The sequence below is a fragment of the Chitinophaga pollutisoli genome (genome assembly GCF_038396755.1).
In the GTDB taxonomy this organism is placed as follows: domain Bacteria; phylum Bacteroidota; class Bacteroidia; order Chitinophagales; family Chitinophagaceae; genus Chitinophaga; species Chitinophaga pollutisoli.
This window is the reverse complement of record NZ_CP149822.1, coordinates 4,756,760-4,776,238: the sequence shown is the minus strand read 5'-3', so window position 1 is coordinate 4,776,238 and position 19,479 is coordinate 4,756,760. Positions and strand designations below refer to the sequence as shown.

At 55.4% G+C, this 19,479-nt stretch carries 17 protein-coding genes; 4 read left to right on the top strand and 13 right to left on the bottom strand.

Annotated features, from left to right (window positions below):
- The 10 genes from WJU16_RS20345 to WJU16_RS20300 all read right to left on the bottom strand — a co-directional run bounded on the left by WJU16_RS20345 (position 1) and on the right by WJU16_RS20300 (position 11,135).
- Complete coding sequence (locus WJU16_RS20345; protein WP_341835243.1) at positions 1-1,572, bottom strand: sodium:solute symporter family transporter; 1,572 nt, start codon at positions 1,570-1,572, stop codon at positions 1-3.
- Positions 1,569-2,417 (bottom strand): hypothetical protein, encoded by an 849-nt coding sequence (locus tag WJU16_RS20340; protein ID WP_341835242.1) that lies wholly within the window; start codon positions 2,415-2,417, stop codon positions 1,569-1,571. Before WJU16_RS20340 ends, WJU16_RS20345 begins: the two co-directional genes overlap by 4 nt.
- 2 nt (positions 2,418-2,419) lie before the next feature.
- The gene (locus WJU16_RS20335) at positions 2,420-2,941 is read right to left on the bottom strand and encodes a hypothetical protein (RefSeq protein ID WP_341835241.1); all 522 of its coding nucleotides are present in this window, start codon (positions 2,939-2,941) and stop codon (positions 2,420-2,422) included.
- Positions 2,942-2,970: 29 nt separating this feature from the next.
- On the bottom strand, positions 2,971-3,729 hold the full coding sequence (locus WJU16_RS20330; protein ID WP_341835240.1) for an SDR family oxidoreductase: 759 nt from the start codon (positions 3,727-3,729) through the stop codon (positions 2,971-2,973).
- 24 nt (positions 3,730-3,753) lie between these two features.
- The gene (gene dgoD, locus WJU16_RS20325; protein WP_341835239.1) at positions 3,754-4,932 is read right to left on the bottom strand and encodes a galactonate dehydratase; all 1,179 of its coding nucleotides are present in this window, start codon (positions 4,930-4,932) and stop codon (positions 3,754-3,756) included.
- The gene (locus WJU16_RS20320; protein ID WP_341835238.1) at positions 4,929-5,342 is read right to left on the bottom strand and encodes a hypothetical protein; all 414 of its coding nucleotides are present in this window, start codon (positions 5,340-5,342) and stop codon (positions 4,929-4,931) included. The genes dgoD and WJU16_RS20320 overlap by 4 nt, the downstream gene beginning before the upstream one ends.
- Complete coding sequence (locus WJU16_RS20315; protein ID WP_341835237.1) at positions 5,306-6,250, bottom strand: aminotransferase class III-fold pyridoxal phosphate-dependent enzyme; 945 nt, start codon at positions 6,248-6,250, stop codon at positions 5,306-5,308. The genes WJU16_RS20320 and WJU16_RS20315 overlap by 37 nt, the downstream gene beginning before the upstream one ends.
- 30 nt (positions 6,251-6,280) lie before the next feature.
- Positions 6,281-6,430: a hypothetical protein gene (locus WJU16_RS20310; protein ID WP_341835236.1), complete on the bottom strand. Its 150-nt coding sequence runs from the start codon at positions 6,428-6,430 to the stop codon at positions 6,281-6,283.
- Between the two features lie 131 nt (positions 6,431-6,561).
- Positions 6,562-8,037, bottom strand: coding sequence for a RagB/SusD family nutrient uptake outer membrane protein (locus WJU16_RS20305; RefSeq protein WP_341835235.1), 1,476 nt, complete (start codon positions 8,035-8,037; stop codon positions 6,562-6,564).
- An 11-nt stretch (positions 8,038-8,048) separates the two neighbouring features.
- Entirely contained in the window at positions 8,049-11,135 is a 3,087-nt protein-coding gene (locus WJU16_RS20300; RefSeq protein WP_341835234.1) for a TonB-dependent receptor, read from the bottom strand.
- 446 nt (positions 11,136-11,581) lie between these two features.
- Here WJU16_RS20300 and WJU16_RS20295 point away from each other — a divergent pair, with 446 nt between their 5' ends.
- Positions 11,582-12,517, top strand: coding sequence for a hypothetical protein (locus WJU16_RS20295; protein WP_341835233.1), 936 nt, complete (start codon positions 11,582-11,584; stop codon positions 12,515-12,517).
- An 83-nt stretch (positions 12,518-12,600) separates the two neighbouring features.
- Here WJU16_RS20295 and WJU16_RS20290 read toward each other — a convergent pair whose 3' ends face one another.
- The 3 genes from WJU16_RS20290 to WJU16_RS20280 all read right to left on the bottom strand — a co-directional run bounded on the left by WJU16_RS20290 (position 12,601) and on the right by WJU16_RS20280 (position 15,129).
- Complete coding sequence (locus WJU16_RS20290) at positions 12,601-13,233, bottom strand: GntR family transcriptional regulator (protein WP_341835232.1); 633 nt, start codon at positions 13,231-13,233, stop codon at positions 12,601-12,603.
- Between the two features lie 74 nt (positions 13,234-13,307).
- On the bottom strand, positions 13,308-14,234 hold the full coding sequence (locus WJU16_RS20285; RefSeq protein WP_341835231.1) for a YhjD/YihY/BrkB family envelope integrity protein: 927 nt from the start codon (positions 14,232-14,234) through the stop codon (positions 13,308-13,310).
- Between the two features lie 124 nt (positions 14,235-14,358).
- Entirely contained in the window at positions 14,359-15,129 is a 771-nt protein-coding gene (locus tag WJU16_RS20280; protein ID WP_341835230.1) for an alpha/beta fold hydrolase, read from the bottom strand.
- A gap of 496 nt (positions 15,130-15,625) precedes the next feature.
- Here WJU16_RS20280 and WJU16_RS20275 point away from each other — a divergent pair, with 496 nt between their 5' ends.
- From WJU16_RS20275 to WJU16_RS20265, 3 genes are read left to right on the top strand one after another with little or no spacing between them, the layout of a single operon-like run.
- A complete protein-coding gene (locus WJU16_RS20275) occupies positions 15,626-16,120 on the top strand; it encodes a hypothetical protein (protein ID WP_341835229.1) in 495 nt (164 codons plus the stop codon).
- Positions 16,117-16,401 carry a hypothetical protein gene (locus WJU16_RS20270; protein WP_341835228.1) on the top strand — a complete coding sequence of 95 codons (285 nt, stop codon included), beginning with the start codon at positions 16,117-16,119 and terminating at the stop codon, positions 16,399-16,401. Before WJU16_RS20275 ends, WJU16_RS20270 begins: the two co-directional genes overlap by 4 nt.
- A gap of 21 nt (positions 16,402-16,422) precedes the next feature.
- Entirely contained in the window at positions 16,423-19,464 is a 3,042-nt protein-coding gene (locus WJU16_RS20265; RefSeq protein WP_341835227.1) for a histidine kinase dimerization/phosphoacceptor domain -containing protein, read from the top strand.
- Positions 19,465-19,479: the final 15 nt, after the last annotated feature.

Here is a 19,479-nt window from a genome sequence, read left to right as displayed (position 1 = left end):
TTAAGCGAAACGGATGTAGAAGAACAGTACCGCCGCCGTGATGATCGCCCACCAGAAGGCGGGATTGCGCAGCCCGCGGTTCAGGGCGCGCTGGTCTTCGGGCAGTTTCATGCTTTCCTTATTCCAGATCAGCCCGGCCAGTTCGGCTTCCGGCTTCGGCTTCGTCATCAGGCTCACCACCACGCACACGATCATGCAGGTCCAGAAAACGATGCCGGTGCGGTTGAAGAACGGCATGCCGGGCAGTGCCTGATCCAGGATGATGGACAACGGGATGGTGAGTACCCCGGCCGCCAAAGCGCCTGCGTTGGTAGAGCGTTTCCACAGGATCCCCAGCAGGAACATCGTGGCGATGCCCGGCGTAAACCAACCGTAAGCGTTCATGAGATAGAGGAATACCGGCTTCTCGCTATGCGATATAAAAAGCGCGGAACAGGCCACTCCTACGATAATCACCACCGCGCCGGAAAGCTTTCCGAAACGCACGGCCTGTTCATCGGTGGCGTCTTTCTTGAAATAAGGCAGGTAAATGTCGTTTGTAAGAATAGATGTGCAGGAATTGATGGCCCCGCTCAGGTGCGACATCACCGCCGCGATCAGCCCCGCCATCACCAATCCTACCAATCCCGAAGGCAGCAGGTTGGCCACCAGTACGGAGAAGAGCTGGTCCGGCTTTTCCAGGTCAGGGAACAATTTCGGCGCCACCAATGCGGGAACCGTAATGATAAGCGGAACGAAAAACTTGAGGTAATCCCCGAACACCACGCCCATCCGCGCATGCCATTCGTTCTTCGCCGCCAGCACGCGCTGGACGAGGAACTGGTTGGTCGCGCAATAAAAAACGCTGATGCAAACGAGCCCGCCCAGGTACATGGTCCATGGGAAGTCGGGATCGGTGGCGGGGAGAATTAGGTCCCAGTCTTTCGAAGTTTCCAGCACCGCCGAAATACCGCCGGCTTTTGAAACGGTGGCGAAGGTGAGGATGATGCCGCCCAACACCAGTACCCCGAGTTGCAGCATTTCCGTCCAGATCACGGCGCGCAGGCCGCCCAGGATGGTGTAAATGCCGGTCAGCACCGACAGGATCAACACGCAGACCATGATATCGAAACCGAACAGCGTGTTCAGCGAAACGGCTCCGAGATACAATACGGCGCTGATCTCCACGAAAATATACGTCAGCAGGATGAGGCCCGCGTAAGTGGTGCGCGCCGCGCCGCTGAAGCGCCTTTCGAGGAATTCAGGTACGGTATAAAATCCATTCCGGATATAAAAGGGAAGGAAAATCCACAACAGGGCGTTGAACCCAAGCAGGATGGCGCCCCATTCCATGGCGATGGCTACGAAGCCGCGGTTATACGCCGCGCCCATGGCCCCTACCAGGTGATGGCTGCTGATGTTGGCCGCAATAATGCTGCCCCCGATCATCCACCACGACATCTTATCCCCTGCCAGGAAATAATCACGGCGCGTTTTCTTGTTTTGACGGGAGGCGTATACACCCAGGGCGATTACCCCGAGGATATACACGCCGAAAATTGCGGCGTCGAGCGCTGTCAATTGGAGATTCATGCAGGTCGGTTCAGTTGATGGGAAATATCCAGCGCGGTGCGCGTCAGCAGCTCAAGGCCGCCGGCGGCGAAAGGCGTTTGCCAAACGGCGTAGCTGTCGCGCTGGTAATGTCCGGCCGGCGGCAGGTACCCCGCGTAACCGTTTACGATGTTGATCACCGCTACGGCAGCGGGCGCCAGCGCCTGGCGCAGATCTGTCTGAAAGTTGGAATAGGCTTCGTTGGGCTGGCCGGCGAGCATTGCGCCGCCAAGTTTCCAGACCCATAATGGCATATCGGCATGGGAGCCGTCGCCCAGGGATTTGCGGATACCCCGCTGCCGCCAAAGGCGTTCCTTGCGCACATGGTCTTCGCAAGCCGCCCATTGCGCCTCGATTTCGGCGAGGGTGGGCAGGTCTTTCAGCGGCATGGAGATCACTTTCATTTCGGCCTTGAGGTCGGTGGAAGGTGAAAAGTCCCCCTCGCGCCAGATCCCCAGCGGCGCGCCGGATTCCACCGCGCCTTCGAATACGAGTGCTTTCCCCGCGGGCAACATGCCGTTGAGCGAAGAGAGCACGGCAAGGCCGAGCTGGCGGCCATAACGGTCGGCCAGGGCGGTATCGCCGCTGTATTGCTCGCCCGGGGAAAGCTCTCCGGACGCACCCTGCAGGAAAAGGCAGGGCGCCCCGGTGGCATGTTCCACTGTTTCCCGCATGGCGCCTATGTAATCCGGCGAAATCAGTTCGTTGTCCCAGGCCAGCGTGGTGGGATGGCAGGCATAATTGACGATCGTTCCCATCACGGCGCCTTCCGCGTTGGTGATGCGCCCGGTGAGGAGGGTATCGTCCGCCTTTTCAGCGGGGTTCATGCCTACCAGGTAACGTTGCCCCCCGGTTCGGGCAGGTCGCGGTTCACGGCGAGGCTGCAGTGCCCGTATTGCCAGCTGAGCGTGGCGGGCGCGGCGGATGCCAGCGCTTCCTTCGCCGCTTCGATGGCCATATCCTGCACTTTTTGCAGGAAAGGAAGGATGTGCTCACCACCGGGTTTCACGGCGTCTTCACTGAAAGTACCGGGCCCCGCATGGGTGTGCGACAGGCAGAACATAAGCCGCGAAGCATCCAGACCAAGGGCTTTGAGGATGCCTTCACGGAGGGTCCTTTCATCCTGCGCGCTTTTCCACCAGCCGAGGTCGGCGCCGATGAGCACGAGCGGCTCGGCGGACGCGTCTGTGGCGAATGTAGCACATACCAGCATGAGCGGCCGGTGAATGCCGGATGCCACGTCGTGCCTGGCCGCTCCCCAGTTTCGGGCGAAGATGCCGACAGGCGGTGTGATATCTCTTTGCGCCACCCCTATCCTGCCGGCGAAAGCGGCGGGGTGGAATGGAGGCATGGCAGGTGAATGCATTCCTGGCGTTTCGTTTAGCGTAATAAGTTGAGGCCGCCGTCCATCAGCAGCGTGGAGCCGGTGATGTGGCGGTTTTGCGGATCGCAGAGTTTGACGATCTCCCGCGCGATTTCGGCGGGTGTGATCAGTTTGCCGACGGGCGTTTTCCGCGCCGCGGCTTCCCGTTGCTCAGGGGATTTTTCCCACACCTGGCGGCTCACGCCAGCGTCTACATAACCCGGCGCGATTTCGTTAACCATGATACCATGGGGCGCCAGTTCCAACGCCATGCTCTTGCACAGCATCCGCATGCCCGCCTTTGACACCGCATAGGCCGGGATGCCGCGATGCACGGCTTCCGCCGCCCAGCTGCCTACAAACACAATGCTGCCGGTGAGCTTTTTCTCTACCAGCCGGCGCGCCGCGGCGCGCGTGAGGTAAAAGGCGCCGTTCAGGTTAATGTCGATCTCGCGCGACCACTGATCAGCTGTGACGTCGAACAGCCCGGCGATGGTTACGGTCGCGGCATTGGCCACTACCATCCGCACGGGCCCCAGTGAGGCTTCGGCGGTTTGGATCCAATGGTCTACCGCCTTGGCGTCCGTCACATCCACGCGGGTGTAATGAGCAGCCACGCCCCTGCTCTCGATCTCCAGGAGCAAGGACGCGGCCCTGTCCTCCGGCAATACGTCGCCAATGGCGATGTTCGCGCCCAGTGCGGCGAAAGCCTTCGCCACGGCGCTCCCTATATCTCCCAAACCACCGCTGACGGCGAGTGTTGTACCGTTGAACATATGAATGATTTATTAAAATATGGTTTACCAGTCGCCCACGGCGCCATCGCGGTAGAAGGATCGTTGCAACACTTCCTGCTGGAAGGGATGTTTCTTCACCACGTCTTCATTGATTTCGATGCCGAGCCCGGGCCGGTTGTTCGGCTTCACGATACGTCCTTTCTTCTCGACTACGAAACCTTCACTTACTACTTCTTCGCGCCAGGGCACGTCGCTGTGCACGCTTTCGCAAATGGCATACGAGGGCGTGGCAAACCCGAGTTCGATGGAAGCCGCCGTGCTTACGGGGCCTTGCGGGTTATGCGGCGCCAGGGCAACGCGGTACGCGTCTGCCAGGGCGGCGATGCGGCGTACTTCGCTGAGGCCTCCGCAGTGGGTGATATCGGGTTGCAACACGCTCACGGCGCGTTTTTCCAGCATATCCTTGAAGGCGGCCACGCCTACGAGGCGCTCACCACTGGCGATGGGCGTGCTCACGGCCGCCTGGATAGCTGCGATGCCGTCCATGGCTTCGGGCCAGCAGGGTTCTTCGAAGAAGTACAGGCCATAGGGCTCCAGCGCCCTGGCGAACTGCATGCCCATCAGCGGACTGGGGCGCGCGTGGCAATCCACCATGATGTCGATATCCTCGCCTACGGCGTCGCGCATGGCTTTCACGCAGGCTTCGGCGTACCGGATCGGGCGGAGGCCTTCGAGGGGCATGGTTTCGGGAACGGCCATGGATTTGAAGGCGGTAAACCCTTCTTCCACGGCTTGCTGCGCCAGCTCGCCGAAGCGATGGGCGTCGTCGGCGCGGGTTTCATAGAAATCCTCCATTTTACCGCCGCCGAGGTGGCAGTACAGCCGGATGTAATCGCGCACACGGCCGCCCCAAAGCTCATGGCAGGGCACGTTGTGGATTTTGCCGAGGATGTCCCACAGGGCGAGGTCGATGCCGGAAATGGCGGTGCCCCGCACGATGCCGTTGCCGTGCCAGAAGTGCTGGCGGTACATCATCTGCCAGAGGTATTCGATACGCCGGGGGTCTTCCCCGATCAGTAATTGCGAAATATCTTCGATAGCCCCCACCACGGAACGGGTATGCCATTCCAGGGTGGCTTCACCCCATCCGTACAAGCCGGGCTGGTCGGTGATCACTTTCACGAATATCCAGTTGCGCATCCGCGCATGGCATACCTGCGTTTCAATTGCCGTTATTTTCATATGGCCGCAACGATTTTTTGAGTTTTTTCCAATGTCTCAGCGATGTCCGCTTCGGTATGCGCATAAGAAATACTGCCCTGCTTGATCGGTGTGGGGAAGTTAAAAATCCCCTCGGTGATGAGCTTTTCCCGGTACGTTTTGTCGAATGCGAAATCGTGGTTGATGGCAATATCATGAAAATCCACGGGAACGTGGTCCATAAAATATACGCAATAGGCGGAACCCTGCCGCGCTACGTGGAACGGACGGCCCTTTTTGGCGAAGATCTCATTTAGTCCTTTTTCCAGCGTTGCGCCGAGCCTTTCCACATGGCCATACACGTCGGCTTTGGGATCGGCGAGCTTCTCCACCGTGGCGATGGCCGCGGCGGTGGTCAGCGGGTGCGCGTTGTAAGTGCCGGCGATGAGCACTCTTTTCCTTTTTCGGGATGGATGAAATAATCCATGTATTCCTTCTTGCCTGCGATCACGCCCATGGGGTAACCGTTGGCTACGGCCTTGCCGAATGAGCTGAGGTCGGGGGTTACGCCACAGATGGACTGGTACCCGCCGAGTGCGTGGCGGAAACCGGTTTTCACTTCGTCGAAGATGAGCAGGAAGCCTTCCGTATCAGCGAGCTGGCGCAATGCCTGCAGGTATCCTTCCTGCGGTTTGAGGATGCCTACGTTCTGCAGGATGGGCTCCATGATCACACAGGCTACGGGGTAGCGCTTCAGCACGTATTTGATGGAATCGATATCGTTGTAGTTGACCACATGCACGAGGGCCTGGTGGCTGGCGGGGATACCGGCCGACAGCGGGTCGATCGGGTATTCGCCGGGGCTCACGCGGGGGCCGATGTCTGCCAGCGGACTGATCACGTTGCAGGCCACATCATTGTGCCATCCGTTGTAACCGCCCTGCATAACGATCACATGGTCGCGGCCGGTAACGGCGCGGGCAATGCGGATCGCGTGGTAGGTGGCTTCGGAACCGGTGGTGGTGATCTGGATGCTGTCGGCCGTGGGCACATGCTTCACGAACAGCTCGGCGAAAATGCCTTCCAGGTTGGTGGGGCCGGCGCTCATCAGGAGCGAATCGGCATGGAGAACGGATTCCACGGCGCGGTTCACGTCGGCATCGTTGTGGCCAAGGAACGCAGCTGCAAAGCCCGCCTGGTAATCGATGTACTCGTTGCCTTCCAGGTCCCAGGCACGGCTGCCTTTCCCTTTCACGAAGCAGATGTTAGGTTCGGATTTGCGGTTCAGCGATACTACGCCGCCGGGAATCCATTTTTCATTCTCCTGTAATAATGCGAATGATTTGGGCCATGCATTCATAAACTTGTAACGGTTATATTCAAAAAAAGACTATTTCAGATCATTGTTCCGGAGGCTGCGTTCATCCAGCCATTCCACCCGCCTTTTAATGGCGGATGCGCCTGTGGCGGGATAACGACCCGCCGGGAGGATGCCCTCCCGGCTTGCGGTCGTCCTTTCTTTCTCCACGGCTGTCTGCACAACCGGGCTTTACTTTCTCTTTCCATCTCCTGCGGTGTCGCAGGAGCCAATACTCCCGTCCGCACGACATTTCCATGTCGCATGCTTCTGATCCCGTGCGGAGCCGGAGCGCTTCATCATCCTTTCTGATATTATTTGTTATATCCTTCGTTCTGCGTCAATACACCCGCCGCGTACTGGTCGATCTGCGGCTGCGGAATGGGGAACACGGCCATATAATCTTTCGGCGTGAGCGTTACCGTTTGCGCGGCATTGTTAGCCGGCACATACAGGCGTTCCTCCTTGGTCATCACCGTCAGGAATTTACCGGTACGCACCAAGTCGAACCAGCGATCTCCCTCAAAAGCCAGTTCCAGCTGGCGTTCCAGCAGCAGCTTATCGAGGAAGTCTGCTGGTGCGGCGATATCCGCTGCGGTGTAATTATGGCTGGCGTCTCCGAATGCGCGCTGGCGCACGCGGTTCAGCGCAATGAGCGCGCCGGCCTTATCATTGGAATTATACAGTGCCTCCGCATGCAACAACAATACATCCGCAAAGCGCATCACCGGGATATCCTGCCCGGAGTTGTCCAGCAGGTGCTTCGCAGCGAATTTCACCCCGTAAGGATAAAATGTTTTCGTTCCCGGTGTTGTCGGCGTGATCAAAGTATCGTTGATGGTATTGGCTTTACGCTTATCGCCGGCGATATACAACTTATTCAGGCTCCAGGACGGCCGGATCTTTTCCGTGCCGCGGTCGACCAGGCCAAACACGCCGCCATTTGGGATGAATGCGCTGGAATAAGTCTGGCTGTTGAGGCTTTCCACATATTTCATCGCGAATACGATCTCGCTGTTATCTTCCGTGGTGGTATTCCACAGCGTGGAGAAGTCAGTCGTGAGGTCATAACCAAAGTCCGCCACTGCTTTATCCAGCACCGTTTTCGCATTGGGATAGTCCTTCTTGTAGATGTATACTTTACCGAGCAACGCGGTAGCCGCGCCTTTGCTGGTTCGTCCCTTTTGCATGCTGCCGGGCATCGGCAGCTTTTCGATCGCATCTTTAAGATCGGCGATAATCAGGTTATAAACCTCATCCGCCGAACTTCTGCCCACACCGCGGGCTTCGTCCATGGTCAGTGCCGTTGTTACCAGCGGCACGCCACCGAAGGCGCGCACCAGGTCGAAATAAAACTGCGCGCGAAGGAACTTCGCCTCGCCGATATACTGATCCTTTGCAGTGCCGGTATAGTCGATGGGCCTGTCAATATATTTCAGGACTTCGTTGGCGCGGAAGATCCCTTTGTAATTGTTCAGCCAAAAGGCATCCAGCAACTGGTTATCGGGTGTTACGGAAAAGCCGTCGATATCGGAAGCGCCCTGAACCGGGGTAATGCCGAAATAGTAAATGTTATCGGAAGGAATTTCCATGGTGATATAGTCCGTCATCCTGCGCGCCTGGAGCGCGCTGTAAACGCCTACTACCGCCCTGTTCATGTCGGAAGAAGTCCGGTAAAACTGATCGTTGGTAAGGATGGATTCCGGACGCATATTCAGCAGGCTGTCGTGGCATCCGGCTGCGCCGAGTAAAATGACCAATGCCTGCAGGGAGAAAAATATTCTTTTCATGCTGATTGCGATTAGAAGTTAAAGTTGAAACCAACGGCGTACACGCGATTGATGGGTTCCGATCCTGCGTTATAACCGGGCCGGCTGGCAATACCGCCGATCTCGCCGAGTGTGGTGCCTTCCGGATTGTACCCATGGAATCCTTTTTTAGTAAACATAAAAGGATTACCGGCGGTGAGATATGCACGGAAGGAGTTGATGCCGAGCCGCTTGAACATGGCATCCGGCAGGGAGTATCCGAGGTTGATGTTCCGGATGGCCAGGAAGCTGGCGTCTTCCATATAAATATCGGATCCGCCCTGGCGGGTCAGCGTCGTGAGCGAAGCGCCGGGCATTTTGCCGTTGCCGGGCTCACTGGGCGACCACCATTGGTCTTCTACCAGTGAACGGCGCATCGCCCCGAGGAGCGCGCCCTGGTAGAACTGGTTCTCATATGTGAACATTTTCGCGCCAAGAGATGCCTGCATGGCGATGCTCAAATCGAAATTCTTATAAGTGAAGTTGTTCACCATTCCGAGGATGGCTTTGGGCTGGAAGTTTCCCAACACCTGCCTGTCGGCCGGCGTCAGGGCTCCGTCGCCGTTCCTGTCTTCATAAATCGGCATGCCGGGCTTGGTGCCGGGCAGTTTCGGCGAATTAACCAGGGACTCCTGGTCTTTATACACCCCGATAGAGCGGTAACCGAAGTACGAGAACATCGGTTCCCCTACCCGCAGTATCCACGACATTCCGCTGGTGGCATCCGTAGAGATACGTTCCTGCACGCCTCCCAGGTCTTCCACCCGGTTTTTATTCATGGCTACGTTGAAGGAAGTTTGCCAGGAGAAATCCGGCTGTACGATATTGCGCGTCGTCAGTTCAATTTCAAAACCCTTGTTGCTCACGTCGCCCACGTTGGTAAGCGCACTGGCGAAGCCGGTAGTGCCGGGAACAGATACCGCATACAACAGGTCGTAAGTGCGTTTGTCATAGTAATCCGCCACGATCTGGATCCTGTTCTTCAGCAATCCGATCTCGATACCGAAATCGTATCCCTTCGTTTTTTCCCAACCCAGGTTGAAATTCTCATAATTGTCCTGGGCAAGGCCTTTGATCACGGCACCATTCGGAGAATAGATCGCGTCCTTGATCTGCCCCAGGTATTGGAAGTCGCCGATGTTGAAGTTGCCGGTAACGCCATAGCTGGCGCGAACTTTCAGGTCGCTGATGGCGCTGATCCCTTTCATGAATTCTTCCTGTTTCACACGCCAGGCCACGGATGCGGAGGGGAAGTAACCCCATTTGTTATTCGGGCCAAAACGCGAGCTGCCATCTGTACGGATGGACGCGGACACCAGGTATTTCTCTTTATATCCGTAATGCACCCGGCTGAAGTAAGAAACCAGGCCCCAGGCGGAGTTAATCGTGTAAGATGCCGCCGGGTTGATCTGCGCGTTGTTCAGCGTATGCACATATTCGTTGTTGTACGAGTTGGGAATCGCATACATATACGATCCTTCGGAACGGTTCTTCTGGTAAGAAGCGCCCGCGATAGCCGAAAGTTCGTGTCCGCCGCGCAAGGTTGCATTGTAGCTCAGCACGTTTTCGTTCAGCATGTTGATATTGGACGTAACGATCTCATTCCCCGAGTTTACGAAGGTGGACAGCGCATTGCTTTTCTGGAAGAAGTCGGAATTGTTGTACGCGATGGTGGAACCTACGGAAGAGCGGAACGACAGCCCTTTCGCCAGGTCAATTTTCAGGTAAGCTTCACCCACGTTGGAGAAAGTGGCGCCATAGCTGTAAGTACCGTCGATGATGGCCATCGGGTTCGTTTGACCGGATACTACGGCGCCCCAGTAATCACGCGGGCGGGGATAGGTACCGTCTGCGCGCCGGCGCTCCACGAAGCTGGGAATCTTGGCGTAGTCGCTCACCACACGTTCCGACAGGCGGCGCTTGCTGTACGAAGGGTTCAGCATGAAACCGACGGACACGGCCCTGGAGGCCTTCACGTCCACATTTGCGCGAACGCCGTAGCTTTTGAACCAGGTATTTTTAAGTGTTCCGACTTCGTCTTTATACGTACCGGAAACATAGTAAGTCATTTTTTCCGTACCGCCGCTGGCAGAGATGTTGTAGCTCTGGATGGGTGCGGTCTGCATCACTTCGTCCTGCCAGATAATGTTGGCGCCGTTGTTGATAACGGGGTTCACCTGGCGGGTGGAGGGGCGGCGGGCGTCACCCCAAACGGGGATCGTCAGGTCGCTGTTGGGATCATCCCAGTACCATTCGCGGTTCTGGAATTTCACGGCGTAGTCGTAGTACTCCTGGCCGGTGATCCAGTCGTCGTGCAGGCGGGCTTTGGCGACACCGGCGAAGCCGTTGAAGTTGAAGCGTGTTTTGCCTGCGGAACCTTTTTTCATGGTAACGATGATAACGCCGCCTGCAGCGCGGGAGCCGTAGATGGCGGCGGAGGATGCATCTTTCAATACTTCGATGGATTGCACATCGTTCATGTTGATCATGCCGAGGTTGCCGCCGGGCACACCGTCGATTACGACCAGCGGTTCGTTGCCGGCGTCGATAGAGCTGGCGCCGCGGATGCGGATGGTGGGCGCCTGGCCGGGCTGGCTGCGGTTCTGCGAGATGTTAACACCTGCGAGGCGGCCAACGAGGGCGGCTTCCGGGCGGCCGGCGGGCACCTGGTCGAGGATGGTGTTCTCTACTTTGGTTACCGATGCGGTTACAGAGCTTTTCTTCATGGTGCCGTATCCGATCACGACGGTTTCGTTCAGCATGGTTTTGCTCTGGGCGAGCTGGATGCGGATGGTGGTACGTCCGCCCACGGGCACTTCGATTTTATCGTACCCGATGTAGGAAACGACGAGAATGGTATTTTCTGCCGCGCGAATGGTGAATTCTCCGGTGGGCGAAGTGGCGGCGCCGGTGCTGGTGCCTTTCACAAAGATCGTTACGCCGGGTAGCGGCGTTTGTCCGATGCTGTCGACCACGGTCCCTTTGATTTCGCGGGCATCCTGGGCCGTTGCGGGCCGCGTGGAAATGAGGCCGGCGAGTGCAACGAGTAACCCAAAGAGGTAAAGGTTTCTTCCTTTCATGATGCTTTGGTTAATAAAATGACGGTTAAGAAATAAAGCCTCCGCGCTCGGCGCGGCTGTTAAGCTGGTTCCGGACCGCTATGGCGGGAAAAGGGCAAAGCACCCCCTGTCCGCCCGCAGCGGAGTTTCTCATGACGGTATGTTCAAAATTGCTGGCTGAATGTTAATCTCCCGGACATCTACCCCTCCTGAATAAATTCCGGGTACGTACACGTGTTCATAACTATGTCTACAAATATATACTTCTTTTGTAAACAAAAAAATAATTCAAGAAAAAATCGGGAGTAGTAAGAAGGCAGGGATTGTGTATGAAAATTTTATTATTTGAGGAAAAGCGGTATTTTTGCCCGTTCATTAATCACTAAATCCCATGCCTATGTGACGTGCATCACTTCACACCGTTACCCGCAAATTCAACTTTCAATCCCACACCAATTCATTTTCACATGAAACATTCTTTATTCGCGCTGCTGGCCGTGACGTTGTTTTCCTGCGCGCAGGAATCCGACATCCCAACACCGGCAGCACCAACTGATAAGCAAGCTGTTCAATTCAACCTCGGCGACTTTATCCGCAAGCAATCGGACATGCAGCGCACCGCCCGCAAAGCTCCCGGCGATGCTTACCGTGATTCCAGCATGACTGATATCGCCAACCTTTATTATGTTGCTTACGATGCATCCGGCACCAGGGTTTCCTATAAATCCTTCGACACCCTTAGCACATCGTTCGGTACGATCAACGACTCCCTGGCAGCGGGCGATTACACCATCCTCGTGGCAGCTTCCACCGGCAAACTGCTGGTGAACGCCGACCCGGTGGTATCACCCGAACAACCCAATATTAATTATCACGCCCTCCATCCCTTCGTGGAAGCAGACAGCACCACGATCAGAAATGCCGGCGACATCTTCCTGAAAAAATTCCAGTTCGAAGTAACGGCCAACGGCAGCGGTACAATCCAGGACCTGTCCCTGGAGCGTGTTGTAGGCAAAATAACGGTAGAAGTGAAAGACGCGCTGCCGGCCTCCCACCCTTACAACGAGCTGACTGCCCGCATCCTCCCCACCACCCTTCACTGGAAAATCTCAAACGGGGACATTTCCGCGCCTGATTTTTGGTGGACCCGCTGGATGACGCGTATAAGCAATACCACTTTCCAGGATTACCTCTTCGGTTCCCATTATTCCGTGAACGTGGTACTGTATTATAAGGACAAAAACACCGGTGCCGCCATGTCAAAAACTATCAACAATGTGCCAGTTACCACCAACAAGGTAACCAGCCTCTCGGGTTTCCTTTACGGCGGCGGCGCCAGCAGTACTTACCAGATCAAGGTAAACCAGGCCTGGTCCGGCGATACCACCGTGGTACAGTGGTAGTATTTTCGCGCATTAACAATGAACAAAATAAAAGCGGCGCCTCCAACAGGGGCGCCGCTTTGCTTTTTATATAATCTTATAAATCAGATCAGGCCGAGGGCCGTCTCCTCCCCTCTTTCGAGATGCTTTACCAGCGTGGATTGCGCCAGCTTCAGATCCTGCTTCCGGAGCGCGCTCACGATCTGGCGGTGCTCCCGGTCGGTTTGGGCGTAATCGTCCATCAGCAGGTGCCCCAGTTTCATATGGAAGAGCGGGATGTTGCTGTATTGGTAAAGCTCGAGGAGTTTGGCGTTGCAGGCGCCGGAAATGAGGGTTTCGTGGAACTTCATGTCGGCATCGCAGGCACCGCCGAGGTAGCCTTTTTCGACCATATCGGAGAAATCTTCACAGATTTTTTCGAGCGTATCGAGCAGGGCCGGGTTGGGTTTCTGCGCCAGGAGGCGGAGGGCGCCCAGTTCCAGGAGCTCCCGCAATTCGCGGATTTCCTTAATATCGTTCGGGGTCATCGATTTCACGAAATAACCGCCCTTCTCCCCGAATACCACCAGGTTCTCTCCCAGCAGGCGCGTCAGCGCCTCGCGGACGGCCATCCGGCTCACCGCCGCCTTCTTCGCCCATTCATCTTCCTTGAGGCGCATACCGGGAACCAACTGGTTGGATAATATCTGACGGCGGAGGTCAACATATACTTTATTCGCTAAGGAATCTATTTTCATGGGTAGTTTTGTATACGAAATTCTGCTGTAAAAGTAAACAAGAAAAAGCATACCGTCAAAGTCCTGCCTCCGGATTACTCCGGTTTCACGTCCTGCAGCTGGTATCTGATGGCATATTTCCGGGGCTGGACGGGCTTTCCGCTGGCGTTGGCCCACACATTGGCAAAGGTGGCCCCGTAGTAAAAGATAAGCGAAACATAGAAAACAAACAACAACAATAGCACCATTGAGGCTGAGGCGCCGTAAATGCTGTTGATGTTGCTGTAGGTCAGCAACCAGCGCAGAATGATTTTCCCGATGTTGAACAGGATACCGGTCACGAAGGCGCCGGTGAGCAGCACCTTCCAGTTGAGCCGTCCGTCGGGCAACAGGTATAGTACCAGGGAGAACCACAAGGTGGCGGTGATTACGGAGAGGAGGTATTGCAGGGCGCTGTTGTAGTAGACGCCCACATCGGGCCAGTAATTGAGCAGGTATTGGCCGATAAACGCCGAGGCGGAATCCCCTACGATCCCCACCACGAAGAGCACCCCGGTTGCCAGGATAAGCGCCACGCCTTTGAGCCGCGACACCATGATCATCCTGAAATTGCCGCGTACCACCGGCCTGATGCTCCACAGCTGGTTCACCGAGCCCGTCATTACCTTGAGCAGCGTGGTGGCCACGAAAAGCAGGAACACGAAGCCGATCCCCGCGATGAGCCAGTTCTGCGCGATGCCCCTGAAGGCCTGGAGCGTTTCCACTACTTCATGCGTGGCTTCCGGCCCGATCACTTCCTTCAGCTCGCCGAACAGCTGCCGCGTAATGATACGTGGCTCGAACAGCAACCGCAATGCTTGTATAATGATGATGAGAATCGCCGGAAGGGCGAAAGTAGTGAAGAAAGCCGTGGCGCCCGCCATCCGCAAAGGGTCGTTCGCCTGCAAAACACGGAACGCTTCCCTGAACGAATACACGAACGTCTTAAACCGCTTATCCTGCCTTGATTGAGTAGTAGCCATACTGTACCGCGGACCGTGGCGGCCCGGCGCGAAAATAAACGAAAAAAACCGGAACAGGACTATTCCGGTGGATTCAGTTAACCTACAACTGTTACACTATCAGTTACTTTTATGATGAACAGATTTACACATGTTGTTTCAGCCAGCCGTGAATGAAGGCCGCATTTTCTTCCCAGCCCTTCTGCCCCAGCACAGAGTGCGTTTTCCCGGAAAAGAACTTGTATTCCAGGACGCCTTCGCTTTTGCTGTACTTTTTAAAGTTGGTGTGGTTCAGCGAAGCCGGCATGATATGGTCTTTTTCGCCGGCCACGAAGAGTAACGGCACGTGGGGCTTCCTGAAATCGATCTTCGCTTCCTTGCCCAAACCATCGCGCGCTACCCGTTTGGATTCGGGGATCACCAGCTGGTCGTACGTTGCCTGCTGCTCCTGCAAAGGCAGGCCGTTGGTAAACGCATATTGCCATTGCGGAACTGACATGAGGAAAGTCTTCGACGCCGGCGTGAAAAGGCCCAACGGCCCCCAGGTCGCGCGATAGAAGGAAAACGCGGTAGAAAGCACCCCCGCCGGCGGCACAGAATGAATGGCCACGCCCGCCGATGCGATATCGCGCTGCAACATCAGCTGCACCAGCAACCCGCCAAACGAACGCCCGATGAGAATGGGCTTTTGCGGCAAAGCGGAGATGATGTCGCTGAAGTAATTCTTCAGGTCGGCCAGCCGGATGGAAGCGATGGCGGGGTCCGGCTGGCGGGCGCGCAGCGTGGCGGCGGGCTCGTTCTTATGCGGCCAGGGCGGAACGATACAGGTATACCCTTCCTTTTCGAAATATACCTTCCATTCGTCCCAGCAGGAATGATGGACGAAGCAGCCGGTCAGAAAAACGATTGTTTTCATATAGCGTGTTTTGAGAGACAGGCCAAATGCAGTGCCACATCACCAACCCCTTGCCCAGCAAGCCTTAGCGCACACCTTGACCTGCTCCTCCATCGAAATATCGTGGCAACACCCGTAAAAGCAACGAAATAAAGTGGCAATTTCAAGTTCCGGCATTATCACCCACAGACGTCATTCCACGAAATTTCGTGGTTCGGGGCGCCGGCTACGAAATAAAGTGGTATCTTCAGGATCGCTATCCGCCCAGCCTTCAATTCTACATCATCACCAATCAATCCTGCAACCCCGCTACACTGGCAATTGTGCGGAAGATTTTCATTCGGTGCCTGCCGGGCATCTTGCGGCTTTGGCCTGTTTTTGAGGAAGAGTTCTGTAAATTTTAAGACATGATACGCACCTGGTTCGCCTTTTGCCCGACCGCTCCTGCTTTTCGCACTTCCCATCACCATTCAACATCTTTGCGCATTGCAGCATGCAGATAATCCGAAAATATTCCTTGGTCCTGATCGCCTGCCTTTTCATCAGCCGGCTGATCATGCCTGTATCCACTGCTTTCGCGCAGGTGGCGCCGGCGCTCCGCGATTCCATTTCCCCCGCCCATATCGACGCCTGGACTGAAATGGGAAAAACGTACTGCACAATAAACGGGTTCGTGAAAGCAAAAGAACACTACGACCTGACACTCGCCCACTACGCGCAGAAGAATGATATGCCCGGGATGGGCTACTCCTGGTTGCATTTCGAAAACAATTTCCGGCGCCAGGACGCCTTTATCCGCAACGACGCCGCGCTGATCGCCATCCGCGACAGCCAGCACCACGTGCAGACCATTTCGCTGATCCATAAAAAACTGTACCAGTGGGTTAATGTCGGCTTCGTTTATAAGCCGCCGGGCAATACCAGCCGCGATATCCGGATTCATTTGGCCGGAGTTACCATCATCCATCCCCTTATCCACCACCCATCATTCCTAACATTGCTAATCGCATGAGTTGTACGCGCTTCCATATCATCCTGATGCTTTCACTGCTGGCTACTTGCTGGCTAACACCCGCCGCCGCCCAGGTCGCACCGTCCTGGCGTGACTCCATCGCCATGGCTACCAACGACACCGCCCGTGCGGACTATTTCATGTCGCTTGGGCGGGAGTACATGCACAAACCGGGAGAAGTAAAATCCGATCTCGACAGCGCCTACTATTGCCTGGACCAGGCAAGGAAACTCGCCAATCATACCAAGCGGGAGGAAACCTACGTCTGGTGCCATTACTAACTCGCCAACCTGTACATGGATATGAAAACACCCTGGCGGGCGAACGAAGTGATTCATCTGCTCACGCCCGAGCAACGGCTTTCCATCTATGCGAACCTCTCTTTTCATTACACCTACAAAAGTGCAGAATACGCATATGACCTGGATACGGCGCTGTATTACGGCCACAAAGCCCTGGCCGTGCCAAAGGAAGAAAAGCATCCGATGGTGACGCACCACGCCGCCCACGCAGTGGTAACGGCATATATAGAAAGCAAGCAACTGGCAAAGGCTACCGCATTCCTCCCGGAAATCCCGGCCGATTACCGCGCCCGCGCCCTTCACCAGATCGCTTACGATTATGTGGCCCGCAACGACAGGACCGCCCAGGAGCTGGACAGCTCAGCGAAATATGCGCAGCAATCCATCCAGGTGGGCCGGGAACTGAAAACCACCGAATACGAACAAAGGAATTATTATATACTCGCACTGATTGAATTATTCAGGAAACGCCAGGACCGCATCAAACCGTATTTACCGGCAATGCTGCCGGAACATGCCGGAGAGATGGCGCATGCAGTAGCCATGTGGCACATGACAACAGCAATCAATGCAGACAGCGCCCGGAAATACGCGCAAATTGCACTCGCAGGCTTTGAAGCGGCCCGCAACGCAACCAACATCGCCCAGCTTAAAAAACTGCTGAAAGACATGGATCTGATGCAGGCGGCATTATCACCTTCCCGCGAAACGCAGGTCACGGCGTTCCAACAGTTCCGGAAATACCTGGATCTCGGGAAACAGTACCAAAAGGGGTTTCCGTCTTTCGACGTTACACAGCTCAGCATTTCCGTCAATTATCTCAGCAACGCCTTACGCATTGCGGACGCCCTGAAACAGGACAGCCTGCGTATAGAAGCGTGGCTGGATTTGGGAAAATCCCTTTGCATGCTGGGAGATATCGGGAAAGCACGCTATTATTACGGGTTGGCGCTGGAGAAATATCAAGGGGTAAACAACCAGCGGAAAATGGCGGAGATATGGGCACATTTAGGCAGTAGTATTCGGCGACAGCGCCCGTTATACACCCATATCGCGGAAGCATATCACCACGCGCGGATTCACTTTGCCGCCGCCGGGAGTGTTGAAAACGAATTGAACTTCGGGACTGAAGAAGCTAATTATCTCCAGGAAGATGCCCGTCCCGAAGAAGCCACCAGGGTTTTGCAGGAATTATCCGCCAAACATGCCGGCAAATTACATGCGGAAGGGTACAAAATTTACCGGCACCTTGCCCATCTCGCTCACTTCCGCGGCGATCTCAGCAGCGCGCTCCGGCATGCCATGACGGCATTACGCCTGGCCGAAGAACGCAAAGACACGGTAATGGCCAATACGATCCGCATCCGGCTGGCCGACATCCACCTCGATCTCGGCCAACATGAGAAAAGCATTGAGCACTACCGCCAGGTGATGTACCAGTCCAGGCACAACTATATTCATTTCGATTATTACGCGGTCATAAGATTTACCGAATTGCTGATACGGTACTGCTCCGCGGCGGAAGCCCTGGAATTTGTACAACGCATGTATCGCACCCAACCGCCCGTTGGATATTATCCCACCCACCTCATGCATTGCGCGGCCGGACTGGCCTACCAGGCGCTGGGACAGATGGAAGAAGCGGAGAAACAATTCTACGCATCACTTGCCAGCGTCGACAGGATTAAAGTAGGCGACCGGTTCTATTCCATCATCCATTTTTACGCCGGCCGGTTTTTCCTCGACCAGGGGCATTACACAAAGGCATCGGAACACCTGCGCAAAGCGATCCGCTTCCAGCCGGATATCGCCAGCATCGCGCTGACCAACAATGCCCATTACTTACTCTTCCGTTGCGATTCCGCTATGGGCAATTACAAAGAAGCCATCGGCCACTTTCAGCTGTACAAATATTTCACCGACTCCCTGTTCAATGTCGCCAAAAGCAGGCAGATCTCCGAATTGCAGATCCAATACGAAACAGAGAAGAAAGACCAGGAATTGTTGCTGCAGGAACAGGAAATAAGGTACCGGCAACAACGTATCCAATTGCTTACAGAACAGCGCATGCTGCTGGAATCCAATTTCCAGAAAGCGGATCTCGAACGGCAGCAAAGCATTTTTGACGCGGAGCGCAAAGGGCAGGATCTCTTGCTGAAAGAAAAAGATATCAAATTGCTGAAAAATGATCAGGCCATGCAGGCCGGACTGCTAGATAAGGAACGCCTCACCCGCAATGTGACATTTGCCGGCGCGGGGCTTTTGGTGATTATCATCGGATTGCTCATCAATGGCTACCGGCTCAAACAACGGCATAACCAGTCGTTGCAGGAGAAGCAGGTAGAAATCGGGCAGAAGAACGCTTCGCTGGAAAAACTGCTGACGGAAAAGGAATGGCTGCTGAAAGAAATTCATCACCGGGTGAAAAACAATCTCCAGATCGTGATGAGCCTGCTCAACACCCAGAGCGCATACCTGCAGAACGACGCAGCGCTCGTTGCTATCCGCGACAGCCAGCACCGCGTGCAGGCGATTTCTCTTATACACAAGAAGCTGTACCTGTCCGACAATGTAGGGCTCATTTTCATGCCGCATTACATCCACGAATTGATGGATTACCTTTCTGAATGTTTCGACGCCGGCCGCCGGATTACCTTCCGGACGGAAGTGGCGCCGCTACACCTCGATGTGTCGCAAGCCGTACCAGTAGGCCTGATTTTAAACGAAGCCATCACCAATTCCATTAAATACGCATTCCCCGACCAGGCAGAAGGTATTATTTCCATTCGCTTCGGCAATTCGGATGCAGGGGAATTCGAACTGGAGATTACCGATAACGGGTGCGGGTTGCGGGAAGATATCGTGCCATCTCAAAGCGGCTCATTGGGGATGAGCCTGATGGAAGGCCTCAGCAATGATGTAGGGGGTACGTTCAGCATATCGGGGCGGAACGGGGTTACTATCCTTGTCCGTTTCCGGGAAGAAGTTTATCAGCGGCCGGAATTGCAGGAAATTCCGTTCAGCGCCGCCAGCCAGGCATAGTATGTAATATTGACA